Annotated in this window: 20 protein-coding genes and 1 pseudogene; 10 read left to right on the top strand and 11 right to left on the bottom strand. The window is 43.6% G+C overall.

Annotation, left to right across the window (positions count from 1 at the left end):
* The first annotated feature begins 41 nt into the window (after window positions 1-41).
* The gene (locus NH462_RS09930; RefSeq protein ID WP_010374677.1) at window positions 42-752 is read left to right on the top strand and encodes an SIMPL domain-containing protein; all 711 of its coding nucleotides are present in this window, start codon (window positions 42-44) and stop codon (window positions 750-752) included.
* 84 nt (window positions 753-836) lie between these two features.
* On the opposite strand, the gene NH462_RS09925 is transcribed toward NH462_RS09930, so the two are convergent.
* From NH462_RS09925 to NH462_RS09910, 4 genes are all read right to left on the bottom strand, one after another.
* Window positions 837-1,319, bottom strand: coding sequence for an NYN domain-containing protein (locus NH462_RS09925; RefSeq protein ID WP_253105588.1), 483 nt, complete (start codon window positions 1,317-1,319; stop codon window positions 837-839).
* 40 nt (window positions 1,320-1,359) lie between these two features.
* Window positions 1,360-2,049, bottom strand: coding sequence for a hypothetical protein (locus NH462_RS09920; RefSeq protein WP_010374681.1), 690 nt, complete (start codon window positions 2,047-2,049; stop codon window positions 1,360-1,362).
* 73 nt (window positions 2,050-2,122) lie between these two features.
* Window positions 2,123-2,635: an NUDIX domain-containing protein gene (locus tag NH462_RS09915; protein WP_253105587.1), complete on the bottom strand. Its 513-nt coding sequence runs from the start codon at window positions 2,633-2,635 to the stop codon at window positions 2,123-2,125.
* A gap of 86 nt (window positions 2,636-2,721) precedes the next feature.
* Complete coding sequence (locus tag NH462_RS09910; RefSeq protein WP_253105586.1) at window positions 2,722-3,774, bottom strand: aldo/keto reductase; 1,053 nt, start codon at window positions 3,772-3,774, stop codon at window positions 2,722-2,724.
* Window positions 3,775-3,926: 152 nt separating this feature from the next.
* Between NH462_RS09910 and dinB the strand changes: the two genes are divergently transcribed.
* From dinB to NH462_RS09895, 3 genes are all read left to right on the top strand, one after another.
* Entirely contained in the window at window positions 3,927-5,051 is a 1,125-nt protein-coding gene (dinB, locus tag NH462_RS09905) for a DNA polymerase IV (protein WP_069022594.1), read from the top strand.
* Window positions 5,052-5,176: 125 nt separating this feature from the next.
* The gene (locus NH462_RS09900; protein ID WP_010374688.1) at window positions 5,177-6,862 is read left to right on the top strand and encodes a carbon starvation protein A; all 1,686 of its coding nucleotides are present in this window, start codon (window positions 5,177-5,179) and stop codon (window positions 6,860-6,862) included.
* Window positions 6,863-6,931: 69 nt separating this feature from the next.
* Window positions 6,932-8,464 carry a leucyl aminopeptidase family protein gene (locus NH462_RS09895; RefSeq protein WP_253105585.1) on the top strand — a complete coding sequence of 511 codons (1,533 nt, stop codon included), beginning with the start codon at window positions 6,932-6,934 and terminating at the stop codon, window positions 8,462-8,464.
* A gap of 222 nt (window positions 8,465-8,686) precedes the next feature.
* Here the strand turns inward: NH462_RS09895 and NH462_RS09890 are convergent, their stop codons facing one another.
* The 4 genes from NH462_RS09890 to NH462_RS09875 form a co-directional block, all read right to left on the bottom strand.
* Window positions 8,687-10,837, bottom strand: coding sequence for a M3 family metallopeptidase (locus NH462_RS09890; protein WP_253105584.1), 2,151 nt, complete (start codon window positions 10,835-10,837; stop codon window positions 8,687-8,689).
* 117 nt (window positions 10,838-10,954) lie between these two features.
* Complete coding sequence (gene folE2, locus NH462_RS09885; RefSeq protein ID WP_253105583.1) at window positions 10,955-11,872, bottom strand: GTP cyclohydrolase FolE2; 918 nt, start codon at window positions 11,870-11,872, stop codon at window positions 10,955-10,957.
* A gap of 20 nt (window positions 11,873-11,892) precedes the next feature.
* Window positions 11,893-13,227 (bottom strand): dihydroorotase, encoded by a 1,335-nt coding sequence (locus NH462_RS09880; protein ID WP_253105582.1) that lies wholly within the window; start codon window positions 13,225-13,227, stop codon window positions 11,893-11,895.
* Between the two features lie 11 nt (window positions 13,228-13,238).
* Window positions 13,239-13,754, bottom strand: coding sequence for a Fur family transcriptional regulator (locus NH462_RS09875; RefSeq protein ID WP_253105581.1), 516 nt, complete (start codon window positions 13,752-13,754; stop codon window positions 13,239-13,241).
* A 14-nt stretch (window positions 13,755-13,768) separates the two neighbouring features.
* On the opposite strand from NH462_RS09875, the pseudogene NH462_RS09870 reads away from it, so the two are divergent.
* Window positions 13,769-16,151: pseudogene (locus NH462_RS09870) on the top strand (TonB-dependent receptor).
* A 140-nt stretch (window positions 16,152-16,291) separates the two neighbouring features.
* Window positions 16,292-17,698 (top strand): alkaline phosphatase PhoX, encoded by a 1,407-nt coding sequence (locus NH462_RS09865; protein WP_174169773.1) that lies wholly within the window; start codon window positions 16,292-16,294, stop codon window positions 17,696-17,698.
* A 131-nt stretch (window positions 17,699-17,829) separates the two neighbouring features.
* On the opposite strand, the gene NH462_RS09860 is transcribed toward NH462_RS09865, so the two are convergent.
* The gene (locus NH462_RS09860) at window positions 17,830-18,801 is read right to left on the bottom strand and encodes a YihY/virulence factor BrkB family protein (protein WP_253105580.1); all 972 of its coding nucleotides are present in this window, start codon (window positions 18,799-18,801) and stop codon (window positions 17,830-17,832) included.
* A 134-nt stretch (window positions 18,802-18,935) separates the two neighbouring features.
* Here NH462_RS09860 and NH462_RS09855 point away from each other — a divergent pair, with 134 nt between their 5' ends.
* A complete protein-coding gene (locus NH462_RS09855; RefSeq protein ID WP_253105578.1) occupies window positions 18,936-20,045 on the top strand; it encodes a mechanosensitive ion channel family protein in 1,110 nt (369 codons plus the stop codon).
* A gap of 78 nt (window positions 20,046-20,123) precedes the next feature.
* Here NH462_RS09855 and NH462_RS09850 read toward each other — a convergent pair whose 3' ends face one another.
* Window positions 20,124-20,555 carry an Lrp/AsnC family transcriptional regulator gene (locus NH462_RS09850; protein ID WP_010374703.1) on the bottom strand — a complete coding sequence of 144 codons (432 nt, stop codon included), beginning with the start codon at window positions 20,553-20,555 and terminating at the stop codon, window positions 20,124-20,126.
* Between the two features lie 153 nt (window positions 20,556-20,708).
* Between NH462_RS09850 and ctlX the strand changes: the two genes are divergently transcribed.
* From ctlX to NH462_RS09835, 3 genes are all read left to right on the top strand, one after another.
* Window positions 20,709-21,620: a citrulline utilization hydrolase CtlX gene (gene ctlX, locus NH462_RS09845; protein WP_253105576.1), complete on the top strand. Its 912-nt coding sequence runs from the start codon at window positions 20,709-20,711 to the stop codon at window positions 21,618-21,620.
* A gap of 82 nt (window positions 21,621-21,702) precedes the next feature.
* Window positions 21,703-23,133, top strand: coding sequence for an alanine/glycine:cation symporter family protein (locus NH462_RS09840; RefSeq protein ID WP_253105574.1), 1,431 nt, complete (start codon window positions 21,703-21,705; stop codon window positions 23,131-23,133).
* Between the two features lie 205 nt (window positions 23,134-23,338).
* Entirely contained in the window at window positions 23,339-24,001 is a 663-nt protein-coding gene (locus tag NH462_RS09835; protein WP_253105572.1) for an outer membrane beta-barrel protein, read from the top strand.
* A 149-nt stretch (window positions 24,002-24,150) separates the two neighbouring features.
* On the opposite strand, the gene NH462_RS09830 is transcribed toward NH462_RS09835, so the two are convergent.
* Complete coding sequence (locus NH462_RS09830; RefSeq protein ID WP_253105570.1) at window positions 24,151-24,762, bottom strand: TIGR04211 family SH3 domain-containing protein; 612 nt, start codon at window positions 24,760-24,762, stop codon at window positions 24,151-24,153.
* Window positions 24,763-24,811 lie beyond the last annotated feature (49 nt).

Raw genomic sequence — 24,811 nt, 5'->3', positions numbered from 1 at the left:
TTTGAAAACTATGACTGAGGCGTAACGTTGAGGACAGAGATATGTCTACTATGAGTAAATATTTGGCTCCTGCAGCTTTGCTATCACTAGCGGTGGTAGTGAGCGGTTGGATGGTAAAATCGACCATTCTAGAAGTAAAAGGAATGGAGCGAACGGTAAGTGTAAAAGGCTTATCGGAAAAGGAAGTAACAGCAGACACGGTGATTTGGCCCGTATTTTATCGTGATGCAGATAACGATCTGGAAGCCTTGGTGGAGCGCACGGAAAAGAAAAATGCGGCGATCCGCGCGTTCTTAACCTTGCATGGCTTTGATGCTTCAGAGCTTTCGATATCAGCGCCTTCCATTACGGATAAATACGCCCAAGAGTACGGTCAAAACAATCAAGGGTTTCGCTATGTGGCAAAAGCCGGTGTGACTGTGTACTCCAATAATCCAGATAAAGTCTCGCAAGCACTAGGGCAGTTAAGTGAGCTGGCCAAACAAGGTATTGCTATCACCAAAGACGACTATCAAAATCGGGTTGAATATTTGTTTACTGGTCTTAATGATATTAAACCTGAAATGGTGCAAGAAGCCACACAAAAAGCTCGAGAAGTGGCGGTCAAATTTGCTAAAGATTCCGACTCTGTGCTTGGCAAAATAAAATCGGCAAGGCAAGGACAATTTAGTATTCGCGACAGAGACAGTAATACGCCACAGATAAAAATCGTGCGTGTTGTGACGAGCGTGGAATATTACTTATCGGATTAAAACGCGTGTATTGCACAACCAAGCAATCAAAAGTGACGAATTCGTCAACAAGCAAAGCCGCTGCTATCAAGGAGCTTTGCTTTTTTATTTCTTGCCAATCAACAATTCGTTTTCGATTGGTATAAACTCACTGGCGGCACGGATCAGTGAAGCGGCGGTAAGCTGCGGCACGCCGTAAACTTCGACTCGGGTATGGTATTTATCTCTGAGCTTATTCGCGAGTAAATCAAAATCACCATCGCCAGTAACTAGAATTATCACATCGGATCCTGACGCGCATTCCATGGCATCAATGGTAATGCCAACATCCCAATCACATTTTGCGGAGCCATCGGCACGTTGAATATAAGGCTTTAACTTCACCTCAAAGCCAATCGCTCGCAAGATATTTTGGAACTGTCTTTGCTTGTCGTCACCCCGTTCGCTGGAATAGGCAATGGCTTGATATACCTCGCGATTAGCCGTCGCTTTGCGCCAAAACGAATTATAGTCGAAGCCTGTTTGGTAGGCTTGCTTGGTGGTGTAATAAACATTTTGGGCGTCAACTAAAATGGTGACTTTTTCCATAATGGACTCTTCGCAATAGATTTGCTTTATGATAGCAAGATTAGCGTTTGTTTAGCCATTTACTCATTGCGGCGTCATAGGCTTTTTTAATGGCACCGCCATCGCAAGGGCGAGGCGCAGTACGCCAATTCTTATTTAATCCTTCCGGTGTAGGAATGCTTGGGTCGGGCCTAACTTCAGCGTAACACAGGCCATTTTCCCGGTAGACTGTGTATTGAGACGTAGACTCGAGTTGCTCTCTTTGCATGCTCGCAGCAGTGGTTTGATGCGTTTTAGGCACGGTGATCCGCTGCGGCTTTTCTTGGCTTTGGCTGAGTACAACGTCACTCGGAACGCGCTCTAAAAGTTGCTGACGAAATTGAGAGATTGCTTTGCGATGGTCTAATTTTTTAGGTTGCGTGACGACCGCTGCTTTGGTTATGTGCTTAGTTGTACTTTCAACCGTAGGCTTTTTTTGTTCTGCTTGCGCAGTTTTTAGTACTTCAACTGTATCGTCCGGCAGCGTCGGTTTTAACTCCTCTACTGGCTTATCTTCAGTTATCGTCGGTGTCTCAATACGCTCCATCTTGGGCTTGGCAGGCTCAATAACCAAATAGGTTTTCATTGCCTTAATTTCTACAGGCTTTGAGGGGATATAAATACTTTGCTGCAGATACCAGCCGAGCAGTAGATGCAGCACAATAGAGGCGATAATGGTGAAACTAATCAGGTTGTGTTGGAGCAGCCGCATTATTCTTATTAAATCCTTGAGTCATGCGGAGTTAGAGCTTAATAAAGACTTAATTGTTCCCTCAATAGGCAAATTAATCTGTGACTAATTGCGCGGAAATGTGTTTTAGCAAAGTGAGTTCACGTAATACGGACATCCCTTTGTTATTCGCATCATTGAGTTTTGCTTTGTTATGCGCGATGGCTTGGTTTATATTGATCCACACCGGCTTCATACCATTGGCGTGTTCATAATCCTCCATAGCTGGCGCATCAAATTCGCCACAAATCTCACAAACGTAGCAATAAGAAATAATATGCACATTGTCATGATCGGGTTTATACCAAGGGCGGTACTCTTCGTAGCGGCCAAACGGCGTCAAACCTGTGATGGATACTGCACCCGTTTCTTCTTTTAGCTCGCGCTCCAATGCTGCTTCTAAGCTTTCACCCTCGTCGACGCCGCCACCTGGCAAGGTGTAATCGTCATAACGTTTGGTGTAAAGCATAAGGATGTCGTTGCCTCTAAGGACAATGGCGCGAGTAGTTTTTCTGGTAAAGCAGCTACCTTGAAGTGGAATGACTGGATTGTTGTTTAAGCTTTGCATGGGGGTTTTAACTTCGATCTAGGTAACAAAAATGGGTTTACAAAGCGATACGCCTGCATAAAAGCGGCGTATCGCGAATGAAGACATTAAAACGGAGCTGGGTACGCTTTAAATACCGTATCAACCTCTGCTAAAGATTCTGCACATAGCGGTTGTTCAAACGCTTGAATATTTTCTTTAAGCTGTGCCATGGTTGTCGCGCCAATAATAGTTGAAGTCACGCCATCGACTTGATTGCACCAAGCTAGCGCCAGTTGCGCTGCAGTCATATTAAATTCTTTGGCGATTTCTAGATACTTTGCAACGGCTTCTTGCGCTAGTTGCGTGTCTCTAAATAGGCCTTGTCTTTGCACTAAGGTAAAGCGGCTGCCTTCAGGTCTTGCGCCCCCTAAATATTTACCGCTCAGCATCCCACCAGCCAGCGGCGACCAAGGTAAATAGGCAATATCTTCGTTTACACAGCTCTCAATTAAGTAAGGCCAATCTTTGGCATGTAGCAAGCTAAACTCATTTTGAATTGAAACCGGCTTAGGTAGGTTGTGCTGCATCGCCAAATTAAGGTAAGTGTGAATACCCCAAGGCGTATCATCAGAAAGACCCCAATGGCGAATTTTACCTGCTTTAATACAGCTCGCTAGGCCCTCTAAAATATCTAGCATGCCAGCGCGTTCTTCGTCTCGGTCAAGCGCACTCAAAGGCACCATACCTGGCCATTGTTTACCAAAGTGCGGTGAAGTACGGTTTGGCCAATGTAGTTGGTAGAGGTCGATATAGTCGGTATTCAGGCGCGCTAAAGAATCATCCACTGCTTGGATCACTGATTGTCCCGTAATAGGGCCGCCTTCACGGATCCAAGGCAAACCGCTTCCCGCAATCTTGGTTGCAAGCACGAGCTTTTCGCGCTTTTCTTGGTGGCGCTTTAGCCAATTGCCAATGATGGCTTCGGTTTTACCATAGGTTTCAGGTGAGGGAGGGACCGCGTACATTTCAGCGGTATCAATGAAGTTAATACCACGGCTTAGTGCATAATTGATTTGCTCGTCGGCATCATGCTGGTTGTTTTGTACGCCCCAAGTCATGCTTCCTAAACAAATGCGCGAAACTTCTAATGGGCTACTACCAAGTCGTGAGTACTTCATGCAGGCTCCTGATTGATTGCTGAATGATTAAATATAGCCAAAGTGACGGATTTAGTACTTTGAACTGTATTGATATTGTTAGCATTATCTCTGTTTTGCAGTGCAACTTGCAACAGACATCCACACAAGTATAGCCCAGAACACTAAGGCCTATGTTCAAGATTGCAACAGTTGGAAAATTAGCACATAATAAACACTGTTTATTTAGACAGTGTTTTAACGTGCGTAAATTTATTCATATTGATATGGACGCGTTCTATGCATCAGTAGAAATGCGCGATAACCCCGAGCTTGCAAAGGTGCCGATGGCGATTGGTGGTCGTAGCCATCGCGGGGTGCTATCCACGGCTAACTATATTGCTCGGCAATATGGCGTGCGCTCGGCCATGTCGAATTATCAAGCGAAGAAACTCTGCCCTCAGCTGGTGATTGTACCGGGGAGAATGGAGGTATATAAGGCAATATCGCAACAAATTAGAACTATTTTTGCCCGCTATACTGAGCTAATTGAGCCACTGTCTTTGGATGAAGCCTATCTAGATGTCACTGAGTGTCAGCAATGTAATGGCAGTGCAACGCTTATCGCCGAGCAGATCCGAGCGGATATATTTGCAGAAACGGGCCTTACGGCTTCGGCGGGAATTGCGCCAATCAAGTTTTTAGCCAAAATTGCCAGCGATGAAAACAAGCCCAATGGTCAGTGTGTGATCCCGCCTCACCAAGTGAGCGCTTTTATTGATGCGTTACCCCTTAAAAAAATTCCAGGTGTAGGTAAAGTGACTCAACAACGTTTGCTAGCCATGGGACTTGAGTATGGTCGAGATATTAAAGCACTGTCTGAAACTCAGTTACGCCAGTCATTTGGCAAGTTTGGCGCTGTATTATGGCGGCGTTGTCAAGGTATTGATGAGCGCCGAGTTGAGACCGACAGAGTGCGTAAATCGATAGGCGTTGAAACCACATTTGCAGAAGATACGCTTGACCTTGATACCTTAAAACAAGTCATAAAAGAAAAGTTGTTACCTGAACTGACTCGCCGAGCACAGCCTTATTTGCAACGTGGCTTTAATAAGCTTGGTGTTAAAGTGAAGTTTTACGATTTCACCCAAACCACCAAAGAATGCCAATACCAGCATATTGACTTGCCCGTTTTCGAAGAGCTATTGATTGAAGCAATGTCACGGCAAAAGTTTAAACCCGTGCGCCTCGTGGGCTTGCACTTAGGGCTAAATGAAAAGTCTAACACACAAGCTCAATTGGGACTTTTTGATGGCTAATTCTGACCTACCTAGACTAAAAGATAACTGCAATTAGTTTAATTTGTGCTAGCTTCGAAGTTGTCGTGCAACAAACTAATCACGCCAACTGCGTGTAATTAAAACAACAACAAGAGGTAAGCATTATGCAATCCATAATGATCGTACTCTTCGGCATCATAGGGATGTTATTTGGATGGTTTGTCTATTCCAAATTTATTGCTGAAAAAATATTTAAAATGGATGACAACTTTGTCACGCCGGCTCATGAGCTTGAGGACGGCGTGGACTATGTTCCCACTAACAAAGTGGTATTGTGGGGACATCACTTTACTTCAGTCGCAGGCGCAGCGCCAATCGTAGGTCCAGCTATCGCTGTTTATTGGGGTTGGGTGCCAGCAGTGCTTTGGGTTGTATTCGGTACCATATTCTTTGCGGGTGTCCATGATATGGGCGCGCTGTGGGCAAGTGCTCGCCATAAAGGCAAGTCGATGGGCGCGTTGTCTGAAAGCGTGATTGGCAAGCGCACGCGTTCATTGTTTATGATTGTGGTCTTCCTTGTACTGCTCATGGTAAATGCCGTGTTCGGCGTGGTGATAGCAAACTCCTTCGTGGGTAACCCAAATGCGGTATTCCCCGCTTGGTCTGCTATCGTCGTGGCGCTTATCATCGGCCAATTACTGAAACGCAAAGTGCCGCTAGTACCACTCTGTATTATCGGGGTTATTGTGCTCTACGCGACCATTTATATGGGCAGTAGTATGCCGATTACCTTACCAACTGAAATGTTTGGTCTAAGCGACAAAGCCAATTGGATAATCATTCTGTTTATCTATGCTGCCGTGGCGTCATTGTTACCGGTTTGGATGCTATTACAACCTCGTGACTTTATTAATGGCATGCAGCTGTTAGTGGGATTGATCCTGCTTTATGGTGCAGTATTTGTGGTGATGCCAGATATCACCGCGCCTGCGTTTAACACCCAAACGGTAGAAAATACCCCAAGTATCATACCCCTGCTATTCGTGACTATTGCTTGTGGTGCGGTATCTGGTTTCCACGGTATTGTCTCGTCGGGAACGAGTTCAAAACAACTAGACAAAGAAAAAGACGGTCGTTTTGTCGGCTACTTAGGAGCAGTTGGTGAAGGCTCACTTGCACTTATTACGTTGGTCGCCGTGAGTGGTGTGATGCTCGCAGTATCACCTGAAGAGTGGCACGAAATTTATAGTCATCTTGGTGCCGGCAGTGTATCAGCCTTTATTAACGGTGGTTCAAATCTTATCAGTACAGGTTGGGGACTACCAGTCGAAATCGCATCAACTCTACTTGCCGTTATGGTTGTACTTTTTGCAGGTACCACTATGGATTCTGGCGTTAGACTTCAGCGTTATATTATTCAAGAGTGGGGCGAGATCTATAACATCAAGTTCCTGAACAACGGTATCATCGCGACTTTATTGGCCGTTGCATGTTGCTTGCTACTCGCCTTTGGCGCGGGCGGCGCATCGGGTAGTGGTGGTATGGTGATTTGGCCGCTGTTTGGTTCAACCAACCAAATCTTGGCAAGCTTAACCTTGTTAGTTATCTCAGTGTATCTTATCAAACTCGGGCGTCCGGCAAAGTACACCTTGATCCCTATGGTATTTGTGCTGGTGATGGCGTTTTTTGCCGGAGTGATCAAGCTAGGTGAATACTATCAAAAAGGCAATTGGCTGTTGGTTGTGCTTGACGTTATCGTGCTGGTGGTCAGTATTTTGGTGATGTTAGAAGCTTGGTCTGTGATCAGCAAAACCAAAGCGAAACCAGATGAAGCCCGTGATATGTCGTAGTTCCCTTGGAACTTGACTACAAATCACCTATAGTCGGCCCTAATTCTAATATAGAAAAGGGCCGTTTTTATGTCTTTTCCAATCGCATTACCTTGTAACACCCTATTTGAAAGCGATGCAGATGCTATCGTTGTTGTTACTCATGATATTCAAAACCTTGGCAGTGCAGAGCTCGACGACGTTGCTGCGCCATTTTTAGCTGTGGATGCGCGCATTGCGCAAAAGGCAAGTCTGCTTGTTTCAGACAAAGTACCAGGCAAGCGTTTGGTGATTGCGCCAACCGGACCACTCGACAGAGATTACGATGACGTTCGCCGTTACTTTGAAGCGGCAAAGGCTGGTATTTTAGAAGCGAAAGCGGCTGGTGCAGTAAAGCCGGTACTCGCTGTCGTTAATGTGCCAGCCGATGCTCGTTACGAAAATGCGCATGCAGTCAGCTTTTTAGGTGCTTGCCAAGGCTTATGGCAGCCATTAGAAGCACGTGAGTACCGTGGCGAAGTGATTGAACCAATCGAAGCGATTTATGTTTTTGAGGCGTCAGCACAATGCTGCAATCAACTGAGTGCAATCGCTGCAGGCCAATATGCTGCGCGCGATCTGTGTGGTACAGAACCTGAGCGCATGGCACCACCTCGTTTTGCTGACTACTGTGTTGAGCTATTTCAAGGTTCAGCGGTAAACGTTGAGGTTATCGCGGATCGTAAAGTTATGGATGAGCAATATCCTCTCTTAAGTACGGTAGCGCGTGCCTCTTACGCCGTTGAGCGTCACCATCCTCGTGTTGTAAAAATGGCATACGAGCCAGAAGGTGACGTTGAACGTACCCTTATTTTTGTTGGTAAAGGTCTTGTGTACGATACCGGCGGTGCAGACTTGAAAGTGGGCGGTTTTATGGCAGGCATGAGCCGTGATAAAGGCGGTGCGGCGTCAGTGGTTGGCTTTATGGAAGCAGTTGCTAAGTACCAACCAAAAGGTATTAAGGTAATTGCTTACCTTGCCGTGGTTCGTAACTCGATTGGTTCTGACTGTTTCGTGCCGGATGAAATCATTGAGAGCAGAGAAGGCGTTCGCGTTCGTATTGGTAACACTGATGCGGAAGGTCGCTTGGCGATGGGGGATTTACTCAGCGAAGCGAAAGACTTAGCTCTGGGTGAGAAAAACCCTGAGATCTTTACAGTTGCAACACTGACAGGTCATGCGGCGCGCGCCATGGGTCCTTACAGTGCTTATGTTGAGAATGGTCCAGCACGAGCAGCACAAGTATCTCGCAAGATTGCAGATATGGGCGACCTATGGGCTGACTGCGCGGAAGTATCGCGTAGCCGACGCGAAGACTATGACTTTGTAAAACCACGCACCCTTGCGGATGATGTGCTTTCGAGCAACAACGCACCATCGGCGGTTACCGCTCGTGGTCACCAATTCCCTATGGCATTTTTGGCAATTGTTGGTGGCTTAGACAAGCATGGTTGTAATGCAGAATTGCCAATTCCGTATGTACATATGGATATTGCGGGTAGCGGCGTTGAAGGTGGCGACTGGCAGCATGGCAAACCAACCGCTGCAACCGTTGCAAGCTTGTTTGCTCGGTATTGTATTTAATACCAATTGAATTAATTCTCTAATCAATTTGAAGGGTGAAATAGCATATTAGCTTCGTTAAAAATTTCTCATTTAGAACAACTAAATAGCAAAATTTTTGCCTTGCTACTAAAGCTATTTTCCCGCTTCAAGATAGATCATTTACTTAATACAACTGGTATAAGATTGATAAAAGGGAAGCATTGCAGCTTCCCTTTTTGGCTGGGTAAACTAAATAGTGTGTTATTTAGGGGTTAGTCCTCTGCGTTTTAATAGTGCTTCAGTCGTTGGCTCTTTTCCGCGGAATGCTTTGTAAGAGTCCATTACAGGTCTTGAGTTACCAACCGATAAAATATGTTTACGATATTTTTCGCCATTTTCAAGTTTAAGTCCACCGAGCTTTTGCACGTATGCATAGGCGTCGGCTGCTAATATTTCACTCCACATATAAGCATAGTAACCAGCAGAATAGCCGCCTCCCATAGAGTGCGCAAAAAATGCTGATTTATAACGCGGTGGAACGTAATCGAGGGCGACTCCATGCTTCTTCAGTGCCGCTTGTTCAAATTCATTGATATCGGTGGGTGCATGCTCAGGTGAAATTGTATGCCACTCCATATCTAAGAGCGCAGATGCCATGTACTCCAATGTATCGTAGCCCATATTAAAAGTTCGTGAGCGGATCACTTTATCAAGCAGTGTTTTTGGGATAGGCTCCCCGGTTTGGTAATGCTTTGCATAGTTACTGATAACTTCTGGGTGTGCAGCCCAGTCTTCCTCAAAGGTTGAGGGAAACTCAACAAAATCACGAGAAACAGCGGTTCCAGCAAGACTCGGATATTTTACGTCAGAAAACATCCCATGTAAGCCATGTCCCATTTCGTGAAACATAGTTGTCACTTCACTGTAGCTCACAAAGGTTGGTTCACCATCAGGTGCCTTTGCAATATTCATGACATTGATAACCACAGGCTTTTGGTTTAATAACTTAGATTGCCCTACAAATGAATTCATCCAAGCTCCACCACGTTTACCTTCTCTTGCAAAATAGTCGGCAAAGAATATCGCGAGGCTTTCACCATTGTTATCGATCAGTTCATAAGCCTTAACATCTGGATGATACACAGGTAAGTCAGGGCGAGCTTTGAAACTTACGCCGTACAGCTTATTCATGGTATAAAAAACACCATTTTCTAAGACGTTATTAAATTCGAAGTACTTTTTCACTTCTGTTTCGTCCAGATCATAACGAGATTGACGAACTTTTTCAGCGTAGTATGCCCAGTCCCAAGGTTTGATGTCGAACGAGTGCCCTTCGCTTTGAATAAGCGTTTTAATATCTGCAGCTTCCTTTTCCACGTTGGAAACAACGGCCGGCACCATGCTGCCAAGCATGTTGTAAACTGCTTTAGGGTTTCCAGCCATTTGCTTTTCTAGGCCGTAGTCTGCCCAGCTTTTATACCCTAACAGCGCTGCTTTTTCGGCCCTTAGCTGTGCCAGCCGGATGATAATTTGAGTGTTGTCATTATCACCTGACTGAGCACGATAAGCAGAAGCTTGCCAAATCTGTTGCCTAAGTGCTCGGTTGGTTAAAGACGCTAAAATAGGTTGACGAGTGGTGTTGGTAATACCGATTAAGTACTTGTCTTTATGTCCTGCAGCTTCAGCCGCACGTTTAGTGGCAAGAATTTGTCTTTCTGTTAAACCGTCTAATGCGGCTTTATCATCAACAATCACTGATATGGCAGACGTTTCTGCTAATAGGTTTTGTGAAAACTGGGTAGTCAGAGAGGAATGCTCTTCATTGATTTTGCGAATTTTCTCCTTATCTTCAGCACTTAGTTTTGCGCCAGCTCGCACAAAGTTGGTGTAGTAAACATCCAATAAACGCTTTGATTCAGAGTCCAGTTCGAGTGTGTTGCGATTATCATAAAGCGACTTTATACGGTCAAATAATGCGGCGTTCAAATTGATGTTATCGCGGTGTTCTGCGAGCATTGGGGCTAGCTCTTTTTGTAATTGACGACGCTTTACTGAGCTATCTGTGCCTATTAAGTTAAAAAACACGCTACTGGTTCGCTTTAGCAGTGCACCACTTTTTTCCATTGCAATTAAGGTGTTTTCAAACGTAGGCGTTGCAGGGTTAGTTGCAATACGCTCGATTTCTTTGAGGTGCTCTGCCATACCCAGCTTAAATGCAGGCATAAAATGTTCATCTTTGATCTGGTCAAACATTGGGGTTTGGTAGATTAAAGTACTGGCTTTGAACAGTGGATTGTGACGGACTGATTCACTTTTCTTAGGCACGGTAGATGCCACCTCCGTTGTATAATTTGAACAACCAGAGACAAAAAGCGTGGAGTAAATCGTAACGGCGATGATGGTTTTTTTCATAAACTTCTCAGTATTTGATGTAACGTTATAGTGTATCTATTGTGTGATTTTAGTTGTGTTTTATCGCATAATAATGGCGGTATCATGATTCTTGCATCTTAGGCAGATAAGTGTTTCTTAAGTCAGTTTTTGGGCCGGAAACTTATTATCAATGGCGACAGCATTGTGAGCATGCAAACTTTCTTGGTGTTCAATTTTGAACCAATAATCAACAAACTGTGTGTTTTGCTCTAAAAATTGTTTGACTCGTCGTGCGGCATCTTCACAAAACATTAGATTTTCTGCATTTAGCTTCGCAAATGCTTGTTCATCTTCACGTTTTACCGCAGTTTGAACTGGCGTGCCAATGGCTTGTTCTAGCGCTTTTATAAGGCTTGGAATGAGTGGCAACGTCCGTTCAGTTAGTTTTACCGTTACGTAAGCGAAAGAGCGCTGGCTATGAGGTGTGGCAATGCTTCCTTGTAGAGAGGTTATCCACGTCATTAGTTCGTGTTTTGAAATCATCTGTTGGGAAAACTGTTCTTCGATCTCTTCACTTAATGCTTGTCTAGAAAGTGCCGCTGAACAAGGGCAGGTACTTGAATAGGCAATAGTAAGTGATAACTCGTAGCTAAGCTCTGAGTTTATATACTCACAATTAAGCGTGATAGGGTAACTTTGATAGCCGAATTGATCGCTCAACAATGCTGGTTTATCTATGGTTACTTCAAACTGTAACTCAAGCTTGGCTGCTTTGCTCAATCCTTGTTGAGATTGAACCGACTCTTTTAATAACGCTTCAATCGTTTTAATATTCAAAGGAGTCGTACTTAGTATCTCTCTCAAGCGAATGTATAACCGGGACATATGGATCCCTTTCGCCTCAGGTTTATCAAGGCTAACAAAAATATTTGCAAGAGCGTTAACTCTTTGGCAGGAGGAGCTTGATATTTCCACCTCTAAAGGTATGGCAATTTTTTCCATACCCACCCACTTTAGCGGTAAGGCTGTTGTTGCAAGCTGCCCAGAGGCAACATCAGGTAAAGATACTGTCATATTTATTTCCGACGAGGTTTCTAGCGATTAAAAATTAGTGGCATAGCGGCTGTGGGTGTATTAAGCGGTTGTTGGCCGTCATAAACGAGACTGCCATTCACCCAAGTTTTTAAAACTTTTGCTGAAAAACGGTGACCGTCGAACGGGGTCCAGCCACAGTGATAGTGTGTTTTCTGATGGCAAGTGAGCGTTTCGTGATGAGGGTTCACGAGTACCAAGTCAGCATAGTATCCTTCACGAATAAAGCCTCTATCTACAATGTGATATCTTAACGCTGGATTATGTGCCACCTTCTCAACGAGCTGCTCTATAGATAAACGCTGATGATGCACATGGTCGAGCAAGCTTAACAATGCATGTTCAACTAAAGGTAAACCCGCAGGTGCTTGCTGGTAGGGGAGTTGCTTTTCTTGCCAAGTATGGGGTGCGTGATCAGTAGCGATAATATCTATTTGATTATTTCGTACCGCTGCTAACAAAGCATCACGATCGCTTTTCGCTTTAATCGCTGGGTTGCATTTTATTAGGTTACCCTGCAGTGCATAATCTTCTTGATTGAACCACAAATGATGAATACATGCTTCTGCCGTAATATGTTTGTCGCGAATATCGCCTGAAGGGAATAAGCTCAATTCTTTTTCTGTTGTGATATGCAGTACATGTAAATCGCTACGATATTGTTTCGCTAAAGATACAGCGTACGAAGAGGATGAATAACACGCTTCGACGTCACGAATTATGGGGTGATCTTGAATTGTTAAACTGCCACTGCGTCCGATGCACATGGATAAATTCTTTTCAATCACTCTTCCATCTTCACAGTGGGTGACAATTAGGGTTGGACTTTCTCTGAAAATTGCGTCGAGTGCTTGTGGATGCTCAACGAGTAGATCGCCTGTTGATGCCCCCATAAAAACTTTAACACCGCAGTACTTCTTCGCATCTAAACGTTTTATTTGTTCTAAATTATCTTCGGTTGCCCCTAAGTAAAAACTATAGTTTGCCAGCGAGCTTCTAGACGCAATCGCGTATTTCTGTTCAAGAGCTTCAATGGTTGTAGTCGCAGGGCTTACGTTTGGCATTTCCATATAGCTGGTGATACCACCTGCCACAGCAGCTCTGGATTCTGAGGCTATATTCCCCTTCTGTGTTAAGCCGGGCTCACGGAAATGTACTTGGTCGTCTATCATTCCAGGGAGTAGAAAATAACCTGTCGCATCCACAATATTGTCATTTGGCTGCGCAGTTATTGAGCTTGCAATTTTGTTTATTCTGTTATCAACGATAAGTACATCACATTCTTGTGATTGATTCTCGTTGACCACAATTGCATTTTTTATCAGTGTGTTTTTCATATTGTAGGGGCCTATTTGTCAAGTTTGGCTTTGCAAAGGTTACATAAGCCAGGCAACTCTAAGCGTGCATTTGCAGCTGAAAATCCAGTGCTTTCTACCGCTTCAAATAGATGCTTGGCAGCCTCTTGAACAGAATCTATTTCTTCTATTTGATGGCAGGATTTGCAGACTAAGATCACGGATAGATGGTGATGGCACGCACCATCTAGACTCTTACAGGCTATATATTTATTTGCAGAATGGATCCGGTGTGCCAGATTGACTGATTCTAAGAATTCAAGAATGCGGTACACGGACATTGCTAGAATAGGAGAGTTGGTGCTTTTATTGTATTTGTCAGTAAGTTCATACGCTGATAGCGGCTCGACTGTTTGCAATAATATTTCTAGCACGCCCTGTCGTTTTTCAGTTAAACGCAGCCCTAACGATTGGCATTTTGCTTGAGCCTGTTTGAGAATAAAATTTCGTTGAGTTTTGTTCACGGCAATGACGACATAATTCATCCAGCTATTGATACAATATAACATTTATTGGAGTCGTTATGTCTAAACTATCAACAATATCCTTGCTTGTTGCTGCACTGTTACCACCAAGCCTTGTAGCAAAGTCTATAGAAGGTACAGTCGTCAATAAAGCTGGTAAAGGGATTGCAAATGCATCAATTGAGGTCGAAGGAACTGATATTCGCGTACTCACAGATAACAATGGTCATTTTCAAATTTCGGGCGTTGGGCTTGGAAATAAACAAATCCATGTAAGAGCATCTGGTTTTGCTCACCTGCATAAGGCGCTCACTCTGGAGCAAGGTGGCGTTAAAAACGCAATGCTAATGTTAAATCGTTCTCCAATAGAAGTTATAGATATTGTTGCTACTCCTGTACATATGTCGGCGATGGAATCTGCGGTTCCAGTTAGTGTTTTGTCAGGTGAAACATTGCGTCGACAGCAAACCGCTACGCTAGGGGATAGTTTAGAAAAATTGCCTGGCGTCAACACAAACTTCCACGCCAAAGTAGCGAGTACACCAATTATTCGAGGTTTGAGTGGCCCGCGAGTGTTGGTGACGCAAAATGGATTAGATGTCAGTGATGTATCTAGAGTTGGTCCTGATCACTCTGTCGCCTCCGAAGCCTCAACGGCTCAACAAATCGAGGTGTTGCGGGGACCTGCAACTCTTTTTTATGGTAGTGGTGCGATTGGGGGAGTGGTTAACGTTGTCGATACAAGAGTGCCAACCGATAATACAACTCGCGGAGAATGGAATCTGGAAAGTAACTCTGTTGATGACCAAAATACAGCCTCGTTTAATGCGACATCGGGTATTGGCTCTGTGGCTTTATATGTTGATGCATTCTGGCGAGAATCTAATGATTACGAAGTACCTGTTCCTGCTGAAATTCATGAGCATAGTGAAGGGAATGACAATGATGAACATCACTATAAAGTAGCAAATAGTGCTGAAGAGTCTGATGGTTTTACTGTTGGCTCAAGTTACTTATTTGATCAAGGTTATGTCGGTGTGGCTGTTGAGAAATTTAACCGCAAATACGGCATTCCGGGGCATACGCATGGTGATGAAGAAGCACATAATGAGGCTGAAGAGCAGGTTTTTGCCGACTTAGCACAAACAAAAGTGCAACTATTAAGCGAGTACAAGTTTAACAAAGGTTGGCTTGATAAAGTGAATGTGCGTGCTGGTTTTACAGAGTATGAACATGTTGAAGTTGAGCACGGCATGGTTGGAACAACATTTAAGAATGATACCAATGAGTTAAAAGTTGATTTACTACATCAGCCTCTGTCCGCTTGGACTGGTGGCGTAAGCTTACATTACAAACATAGTGATGTTGAGGCTCAAGGTAGTGAGGCGTTTACGCCGCCATCTGATACCCAAACACTTGCGATAGGGGTAATGGAGGAAAGGCGGTTTGGTGATTTTTTAGTGCAGTTAGGTGGTCGTATTGAGCAAGTGGAGATCACCGCAAGTAATGTGCCTTTACCGAGTATTGATGCCCACTCGCACGATACTGAAATGCATGACCACATCGGTCACGATTCAGAAGCAACAAAGGTATATGCGGTTGAGCATCAGTTTACCCCTGTCAGTTTATCTTCGGGTCTTTGCGCAAAATTATAACCTTGGGTTATCTGTTTCACACTCTGAACGAGCTCCTTCTTCATCGGAGTTATTTTCCTTTGGTCCTCACATAGGAACTGGCACTTACGAGGTAGGAGCGTTGTTCAAAATGGATGAGCACGGTCATTTTGAACTCGATGAGCAAGGCATAGCGCTAGAAAAGTCGCACAATATTGATATTACACTGCGAAAAACCCAAGGCGATATAGGCTTTATTTTTAATGCTTTTTACAACCAAGTAGATAACTACTACTATCAAATAGAAACTGGGTTGTACGCCGAGAGCGGCGATAGTCACGACCACAATCATGAACATGAGCACGATCATGCTTCCGAATTACCTATTTATTTATTCAAGACAGATGATGTGGTTTTGCACGGTTTTGAAGCGCAAGTTGCTTGGCAATTGACCGACGAGTTGAAAGTTGATGTTTTCTCTGACTTTGTGCGCGCCAGATTAGAAGAAGGCGGCGATTTACCTCGTACACCACCTCTGCGCTTTGGGTCGCAGTTAAGCTATCAGACGGATAATCTCAGTGCACATATCCACATTACTCGATATCAAGAGCAGGACCGGATTGCACCAGAAGAAACCGCGACCGACGGATATACCTTAGTTGATGCTAGCATCTCTTATGATCTTTCTGTGTTAAATCAAGATCTCTCTATTTATCTTAGAGGGAGCAATCTGACGGATACAGAAGCACGAGTACATAGTTCATTCTTAAAAGATATAGGCCCTCGTCCGGGACGCAGTTTCGCGCTTGGTATTCGCGGCTATTTTTAGTTTTAGCAGGTTAAACCATCGTGTACCTGTTAGTTAAAGCCACACAGGTACACAAGTAACTGAGTTTTACAACAACATAAATCTTATCTATATGTAGCACGAGATTATTACTGACACGACTACGATCAGCAGGAGAAATTATGGTTTCACGTCGAGGGTTTTTAAGGGGGGCTGGCACCCTCGCATTTATCGGCCTTTCTAAAAGCGCATTTGGCAGAGTGTCACTATTAGACTTTAACACAATGATAGCTGGGTATGGACCGTTGATCACCGACCCCAATGGTTTACTCGATTTGCCCCAAGGTTTCAGTTATCAAATAGTATCAAGCCTTGGAGATAAAATGTCCGATGGTTTTACTGTACCTGACAAAGCCGATGGTATGGGTTGTATTGCTTTAGATGAAGAACGGGTTGCATTGATCCGCAATCATGAATTGAAACCAACAGATTTAGCAAAAGCCGAGGACAGTATTCGTCACCATAAAAGTGAGCTTGCTTTTGATACAAATGGCTCAGGCATCGCGCTTCCTGGTGGCACAAGTCATATTGTGTATAACCTAAAAACACGCCAAAAAGAACAAGAATATTTATCCTTGGTTGGCACTATTCGTAACTGTTCTGGTGGAATAACGCCTTGGGGGAGTTGGCTTACTTGTGAAGAAACAACTGCAACTAAAAATGATGGTTTTACACAAGATCACGGATATATTTTTGAAGTACCAGCGACTGCAAAGGGTTTAATTAAGCCACAACCTCTAAAAGCAATGGGGCGGTTTAATCATGAAGCCGCTGCTGTTGATCCCAAAACAGGTATTGTTTATCTCACGGAAGACAGGGGAGACAGCGTTTTTTACCGCTTTATTCCAAACGAAAAGGCAAAGCTCCACAAAGGAGGGAAATTACAAGCGATGGTAGTGAAAGAAAGCCCGCAATTTGATAGTCGAAATTGGAATAAAAAAGCGATGCCACTTCATCAGGAGTTTACTGTTGAGTGGATAGATTTGGACGACCCACAAAGTGCTAAAGACGATTTACGGATCCGTGCTTATCGAAGTGGAGCTGCGCTATTTGCTCGAGGTGAAGGGATCCATTGGGGTGAAAAAGAGCTGTACTTTTGCTGTACCAATGGCGGAAAAAAGCAGCTAGGGCAAATCATGAAGTATCAGCCATCTGAGTTTGAGGGAACAGAAAAAGAACGCCTCAATCCAGGAAAGTTGTCTTTATTTGTCGAAAGCACTAGCCAGTCTCTCTATAACTTTGGTGACAATCTTACCGTGTCGCCACAAGGACATTTAATTGTTTGTGAGGATCAGTATTCCGATGTTGTAAATAACTACCTAAGAGGTGTAACACCAGAGGGAGAACTCTATAACTTTGCGCGGCTAGCTAAGCAAACTGAGCTCGCCGGCGCTTGTTTTTCACCAGACGGCAAGACTTTATTTGTTAATGTGTACTCACCAACGACAACATTGGCGATTGTGGGACCATGGGAGCACTTTAATCAAGCAAAAATAAATAGCCTCTCTAATTTTAATTTGTTGAATTAGGGCTTGTTGACCTTTTCGCTATTTGGTTTATGTTCTCATAAGTGTATTTTGGTCGCGACGCTCAACTTGCTGCTGAGTAATCTAAGCAAAATTTAAATCGTGAAAGTGAGCTATTAATATTGATGCTATTATCAATGAGGCTCCTTTTCTTTACGTTGTCTTGTCGTTAAATTATCAGCCACAAATGCACCTCGTTGCCCTCTGGTTTTTGCTGGTCCAACGGTACTATCTTTTAAAGTTTGTAGCTCAGTACTGGCATTTAGTGCGGCACCAAAAATAATGATATATGCGCTCAAATATAACCACATCATCATAATGACGACGCCTCCCAATGAACCATAAGTTTCATTGTAAGAAGCGAACTGTGCGACATAATATGAAAATCCCAATGACGCCAAGATCCATAAACCGGTTGCAGTAAACGAGCCGAGTGTTATCCAGCGCCATTTTGCGGCTCTGCGATGAGGCGCATAACGATAAACAAACGCCAAAGAAAAGTGAAATAGTGCTGCTAAAATAGACCAAGTGATTAGTTGGATAATCGAATCGAGTGCTGTGGTAAATCCTACGAGGTTAAGCACAATCGGTAAAATTCCGATAATAGACAACGCCACAATTGCGACGAAAATCGCCCCCACAGAAAACAAAAAGCGTACCACTAGGGCTTGTAAAAACCGCCTTTTATTATGCTCATGATACGTAATGTTGCAGGCTGTGATCAACGCTTGGCAGCCTTTACTGCTACTCCATATTGTTAAAAAGAGGGTAAAAATAGCACCTAAACTTAGGCTTGCCTGCGATTTTTGAGTGAGCGCTTTGAGTTGTTGCAACATAATTTCTTGACTGGATGGTGGTAAGAGTTCAATAAGCGGCAGTAGCTGATCAACCATTTCTGCAGGAGAAGAAAAATAGGCATAGATAGAAACAACGGCCGCTAACGCAGGAAATATTGCCAGCAGGGCATAAAATGCCACTCCAGCGGCAACCAGAGATAAATTATCTTGGAATAAGCTGTGGTATAGCCGTTTACTGACATCCCACCAACCGAGTGCTGGAATATCGCTTGGCCTGTCTGCATTAAAGCCATGTTTATGAGCTGCCATTGGTCTTTCCTAAATCAATTCTGGGCCTGTTGATCTAAAGTGATATACAGCAAAAGGTCTGCCAATCTCGTTTGGCGTTATATTTGCTACTAGTCAACTCGTGACCTTATGAATAAAAACCCAAAGAGTGCAATATGGAAATCAATAATCTTATTAAAAATCAAATGACTAATATGATTCAGGCGGCAGCTTCTCGCGAAGTGACTGAGGCCGTGAGCACATCAGATACGCTAAGTTTAAGCGCACAGGTTGTGCACTTTTTACAAACCGCATGGCAATTATTACCTGCTCTGGCGTTAGGAGTTGTGGTTATTGTGCTTTGTTATTATTTAGCACGGCCAATCTCTTATCTTTTGATTAAACCCATAGGTTATGTCAGTAAAAGTCGATTATTGCATCTCGTCACTCGCCGTTTTATCAGTGTGTTAGTCATATTTTTTGGTATTTATATCTTTTTGCGTTTGGCAGGGTTAAGTGAGTTTGCCGTTGCAGTCATGAGTGGTACCGGACTTGTCGGTCTTATTCTCGGGTTTGCGTTTCGTGATATCGCTGAGAACTTTATTTCGAGTATGTTACTTAGTGTCCAGCGCCCGTTTAGAATTGATGACGTTATTGAAGTGGATAACCGTTTGGGGATCGTTAAAAAGGTCACAGCCCGCGCAACGACCTTAGTTGATTATGATGGCAATCACATTCAAATACCCAATGCTACCGTCTACAAGAATGTAATTAAAAACTTTACTGCCAATCCAAAAACACGTGGACACTTTAAGATTGGTATTGGTTATGACAACGATATTCGTCTGACGCAGCAAATTGCAATTGACTTACTTAAAGAACAAAGCGCGGTTTTAAACGACCCGCCACCTCAGGTTCTACTTGAAGCATTAGGCTCTGCGACTATCAATCTTACCATTTATTTTTGGGTCAATAGCGAACAACATAGCCCGATAAAAGTGGCGTCTCAACTCATGCGAGAAACCGTTAACTGCTTTACTGAACACGGTATAAGTATGCCTGACGATGCTAGAGAGCGGATAATCATAGCTGCAAATAGTGAAACGCAAGGAGCAACTAAAGAAGTGACTAGTAATTCGAGTAGCAGAACGCCTGTGAAACAAAAGAATAAAACCACGACAAGTGCAGTAGATGCGGATATTGACGATGTGAGTAGCGATGCGGATGAGATAAGAGAACAAGCAGAGCGCGCTCGAAGCCCAGAAGAAGGGGACAATATTATTTAGCAGTAAATTAGGGCCTGTTGAGCTTTAGTTTATTTTGGACAATCGATTCACTTCCCCTAATCTAAGCGCTATCGGGCCTTACGTACTTGATAGCAAAATACTGGTTTCACTATTTAAAATGCCATCAATCTCTCTAACTTGTCTCAGTACACCATCGAATTCACTGAGGTTAGCGGCTTGTACTTCAGCGATTAAATCCCATGCCCCGTTCGTGGTATGAATTTTATTGAGTTCGGGGAGCCCTCGCAGTGCATTAATCACTTGCGTGGTGGATTTACCAATTACTTCTATCATCATAATAGCGCGCACTAGCTCGGACTCGATATGTTCATGAACCCGCACAGTAAAGCCTTGAATTGCACCACTGGAAACGAGTCTATCTAAACGGTTTTGTACGGTGCCGCGAGACACATCTAGCGTCGTGGCTAAGGTTGAAATGGCTGCTCGGCCATCTTTGCGCAATTCAGCAATCAAGGCTTTATCAAGCGCATCATATAGGTAAGGAGTCATAGTACATCTTTGTGGTCTTTGTCTATTTGTATAATTTAACTTAGCAAAGTGATAGAAAATTGCACGAATTGTATAAGATTTTGGCATTTAAATTGTCTTATGGTGTGGTTACACTGATATTGAGTATGACAACGCCCAAATGATGAGTGCAGTATGACAACGATATTCCAAGCACCTCGAGCGGTGGTGATGATCCGTCCACACCATTTCACTTCGAATCCGCAAACCATGCAAGATAACGCGTTTCAGCAAGCTTGCAGTGAAAACAATCCTAACAACAGAGCCTATGTTGAGGTCAGTAACGCCGTGCAAGCGTTAGAATTGGCTGGCGTGAAAGTGCACTTATTTGAAGATACTTCCACAGATACGCCAGATTCGGTCTTTCCAAATAACTGGTTTTCGACGCATAGCGATGGTCAATTAATTATTTATCCCATGTACGCCTCGAATCGACGATTGGAGATCCGTCGCGATATTATCGATTTTCTGAGTGCTCACTATCAGGTAACAAACATCAATGATTATAGTCATCTAACCGCTGAAGAAATATTCCTTGAAGGCACCGGCTCTATGGTTATCGATCATCAAGCAAAAGTGGTCTATGCGGTAGAATCCAAGCGCACCAACGCCGTGTTAGTTAATCAAGTTTGCGAGCAGTTGGGACTAGAGGCAGAGATATTTAATGCCTATGATAAAAATAAAGTGCCTGTTTATCACACCAATGTCTTAATGTGTGTCGCCACCGATTTCGCCATGATATGCCTAGATATGGTGCCAGAATATCAGCGGGCACAGCTTATTAATCGTTTTACGCAAAGCGGCCACACCCTGATTGCGCTATCTTATCAGCAGATCCAACATTTTTGCGGCAACGCGATTGAGCTGCAAGGCAGTATGGGACGCATACTCGCGCTTTCCACAACAGCTTATCAGGCGTTGTTGCCTGAGCAAATTGCTGTCATTGAAAAGTCAGCTAAGCTAGTTGCTATTGATATACCAACAATTGAAGCAGCAGGTGGCTCGGTGCGTTGTATGATTGCTGGAGTCCATTTAAATAACCGTTAAATAATACTAGGGCCTGTTTATCCTTCAAGAAGTTCAACAGGCCCTAGATAAACGGCAAATAATAATAAAACAGGAATCGCCTATGTTTGAAAGCGCAGTTAAGAGTATTAATGGGCTCTTATGGGGAGAAGGCCAGATACTTATTTATATCCTGCTATTTGCAGGGTTTTGGTTCACTATTCTTTTGCGAGGAATACAAGTTGTAAAGTTTCGTCACATGTTTAGCCTGTTACGGGGTAGTAGTCAGGGTGATGACAATACGATTAGCTCTTTTCAAGCGTTATGCACGGGGCTATCAGCTCGAGTTGGAACGGGTAACCTTGCAGGTGTTGCGGTTGCTATCTCTCTTGGTGGCAGTGGTGCGATATTTTGGATGTGGATGATAGCCATTTTGGGGATGGCAACAGGCTTTGCCGAAAGTGTACTTGGGCAAGTCTATAAAGTGCGAGATAGCCAAGGTGAGTTTAGAGGTGGTCCTGCTTATTATATTCACATGGGATTGGGAAGTCGGGCGTTTGCAGTATGCTTCGCCTTTTGCTTGTTTTTGGGATATGGATTTACCTTTAGCGCGATGCAAACCAATACCATAACCGATGCGCTCAATAATGCGTTTGATATTCCAACCTTATATTCAGGTATTGTGATCACTGTCCTTGCCGGCTCTATTATTCTTGGTGGCTTCAAAGCGATTGCGCGATTTGCTGAAAAGGTAGTGCCAGTAATGGGATTAGTCTTTGTCCTTGCGGCCATTATTATTACCGTGATGAATTACTCGCAAGTCCCTGCCATGATCAAAGATATTTTGCTTTCGGCTTTTGGCTTGCAAGAAGCGGGCGCTGGCGCACTTGGCGCAGCTATCAAAAATGGTATTCAGCGCGGGCTCTATTCTAACGAGGCGGGAGCGGGTAGTGTGCCGCACGCATCGGCAAGTGCGTCGCCAATTCCCAATCACCCCGTGACCCAAGGTTATATCCAAATGTTGGGCGTATTCTTTGATACCATCGTTTTGTGTAGTTGTACTGCTGTCATAATTCTATTGGCAGATATAGATATTGGCAGAGAGATGGAAGGCATACGGCTAACACAATCTGCGATGACCGCGCATTTAGCAACTGGGGGCGTTTACTTTGTCGCGGCGGCGATTACTTTGTTTGCTTTCACCTCTGTAGTGGCTAATTACGCCTATGCTGAAAGTAACTTACACTTATTCCATCTGGATAATAAAGTTGGCCGTTCAATTTATACCGCATGCTACTTATCTATGATGTTGTGGGGCGCTTCGGCAACGCTAAAACAGGTATGGGATCTTGCCGACATAGCATTAGGTTTAATGACGGTGGTGAATGTTATTGCCATAGTGCGTCTTACACCCACTATCTTGGCGGTTACGGCCGACTATCATCAGCAAAGAGCAAAAGGGAAAGAACCTGTATTCGAAGTCGATAAGGTCAAAGTGCAAGGAGTTACTGAGTCTGGCATTTGGGGTAATATTAATGCGAAGAATTCAGCCTAATACGTTTTAGATGGAATAAATAAAGGCCGAATTTTTCCGGCCTTTATTTATTCTTTAACTTTTTAAATTAAAAAGTATCGCCAAGCTTTCAATCATACACCTTGTTTAAATTTTTTATATTCAGTGTATACTTCCGCCCGCTTTTTACTTCAATATTTCAAGCTAAATATTGCTTCCTTTTTAATCTTTAAACACCGATGTGATAATGAAAAAACAGTTATTTGGACTGGCAGTACTATCGTTGCCTATGTACGCGAAGGCTGATATTGCCATATTTTCAGAAGTACTTTTTGGTAAAGCCAATAATGAGTTTTACGCCGAGCAAGAATCTGATTTAGGATATAAGCGTGCGTCATCCGCTAATTCAGATTCATGGGGGCTGAGGCTCGGTGTTGGGCTTACAGATCATTTAGCACTTGAAATCGCGCAGCATTTTCATGGAGAGTCACTAGCTGAATATTCCGTTCACGTTTCTAATACATTCCCAGAAAGCTATCAAAACCCTCATGACTACTCATATAAAGCCAGGTTTCCTATTGATACTGAATCTCTGAGATTGGGGATTAAAGGAGAGATTGAGTTGTCTACCAATATTAATGCAAATATAAGAGTTGGAATGGCACATTGGCAATACAAAGATGTGACCCCTGCACAGTTGGTTCCTACAGGCAGCACTAGTTCAGGTGATAGCGGTAATGATATTTATACCTCGATAGGTGTTGAGTATCGACTAACAGATAATCTCTATGTTGGTTTGGAATACTCTCTTGTGAATATTAAAGAATCAAAAGAATATGACTACACAGGCGTAGTTCAATATGAGCATAATTTGCACGATATATCCGTGTTACTTGGTTGGGCTTTTTAATACGCTGATATTCGTAGTTGAGAAAGGTTATTTTCAGAACTGCATTTAGAATGGGACGAATTGAAAAATTCACCCCATTAATTTTGACAAGAAAGTTTAGATGCCCCATCAGTGACGAAGTTATCTAACCTCAATAGGTATATAACTAGTTACCAGCCGTCGTAACGCTTTCTACGAGATAAAAATAGCGTCAGGATCACACCGATAATAATGCCACTGATCCCGATGATGCCACCGTAAGTGAGCAACTGGTGTTGTTCTTTTTGGACTTTTTGCTGCTGTGCTAAACGCTCATCTTGTAGCTGCTTTTCAAGCCCTGAAATAGTGTCTTGAAGTGAAGCATTCTCCGCTAGTAAATTGGTATTGTTTTGCTGCAGCATGGGAAGCTGCTGCTGGGCATCGTTCAGCGCCTCTTGGGTCTCCACTAAAGTTTGGTTAACCGCCTCTAATTGTTGCTTTAAACCTGGCTCCGTGGTGACAAATTTACTTTCTACCCAACCTTCTCTTGCTTTGTCGTCTTTAATTTGGACAAACTCGTCATTAGCGCCACTCAAAATAGTGATTGGCGTACCAGCATCAACAGAACCTAAAATTCGATAATTTTTACTTGGACCTGTGTGCATGAAAATAAAAAGATTGTCACTAATATAGCCGTTTGGTGCTGCGGCGTTTACTGTGCTATTTTCGTCTGGCTCTTCGGCAAAGCTTACAAAGCTGGTGAAGAGCAGGCTCGCAATGATAAATTGCTTAAAGTTGAACATGCGTGGGCCTTTTATTCTTTGGGTCGTAAAGTTTACAAAATAGTAGGGA

It is taken from the genome of Pseudoalteromonas sp. OANN1, from assembly GCF_024124685.1.
Classification (GTDB): Bacteria; Pseudomonadota; Gammaproteobacteria; order Enterobacterales; family Alteromonadaceae; genus Pseudoalteromonas; species Pseudoalteromonas piscicida.
Note: the sequence above shows the minus strand (reverse complement) of the source record. Positions and strands in the feature narration are given on the sequence as shown.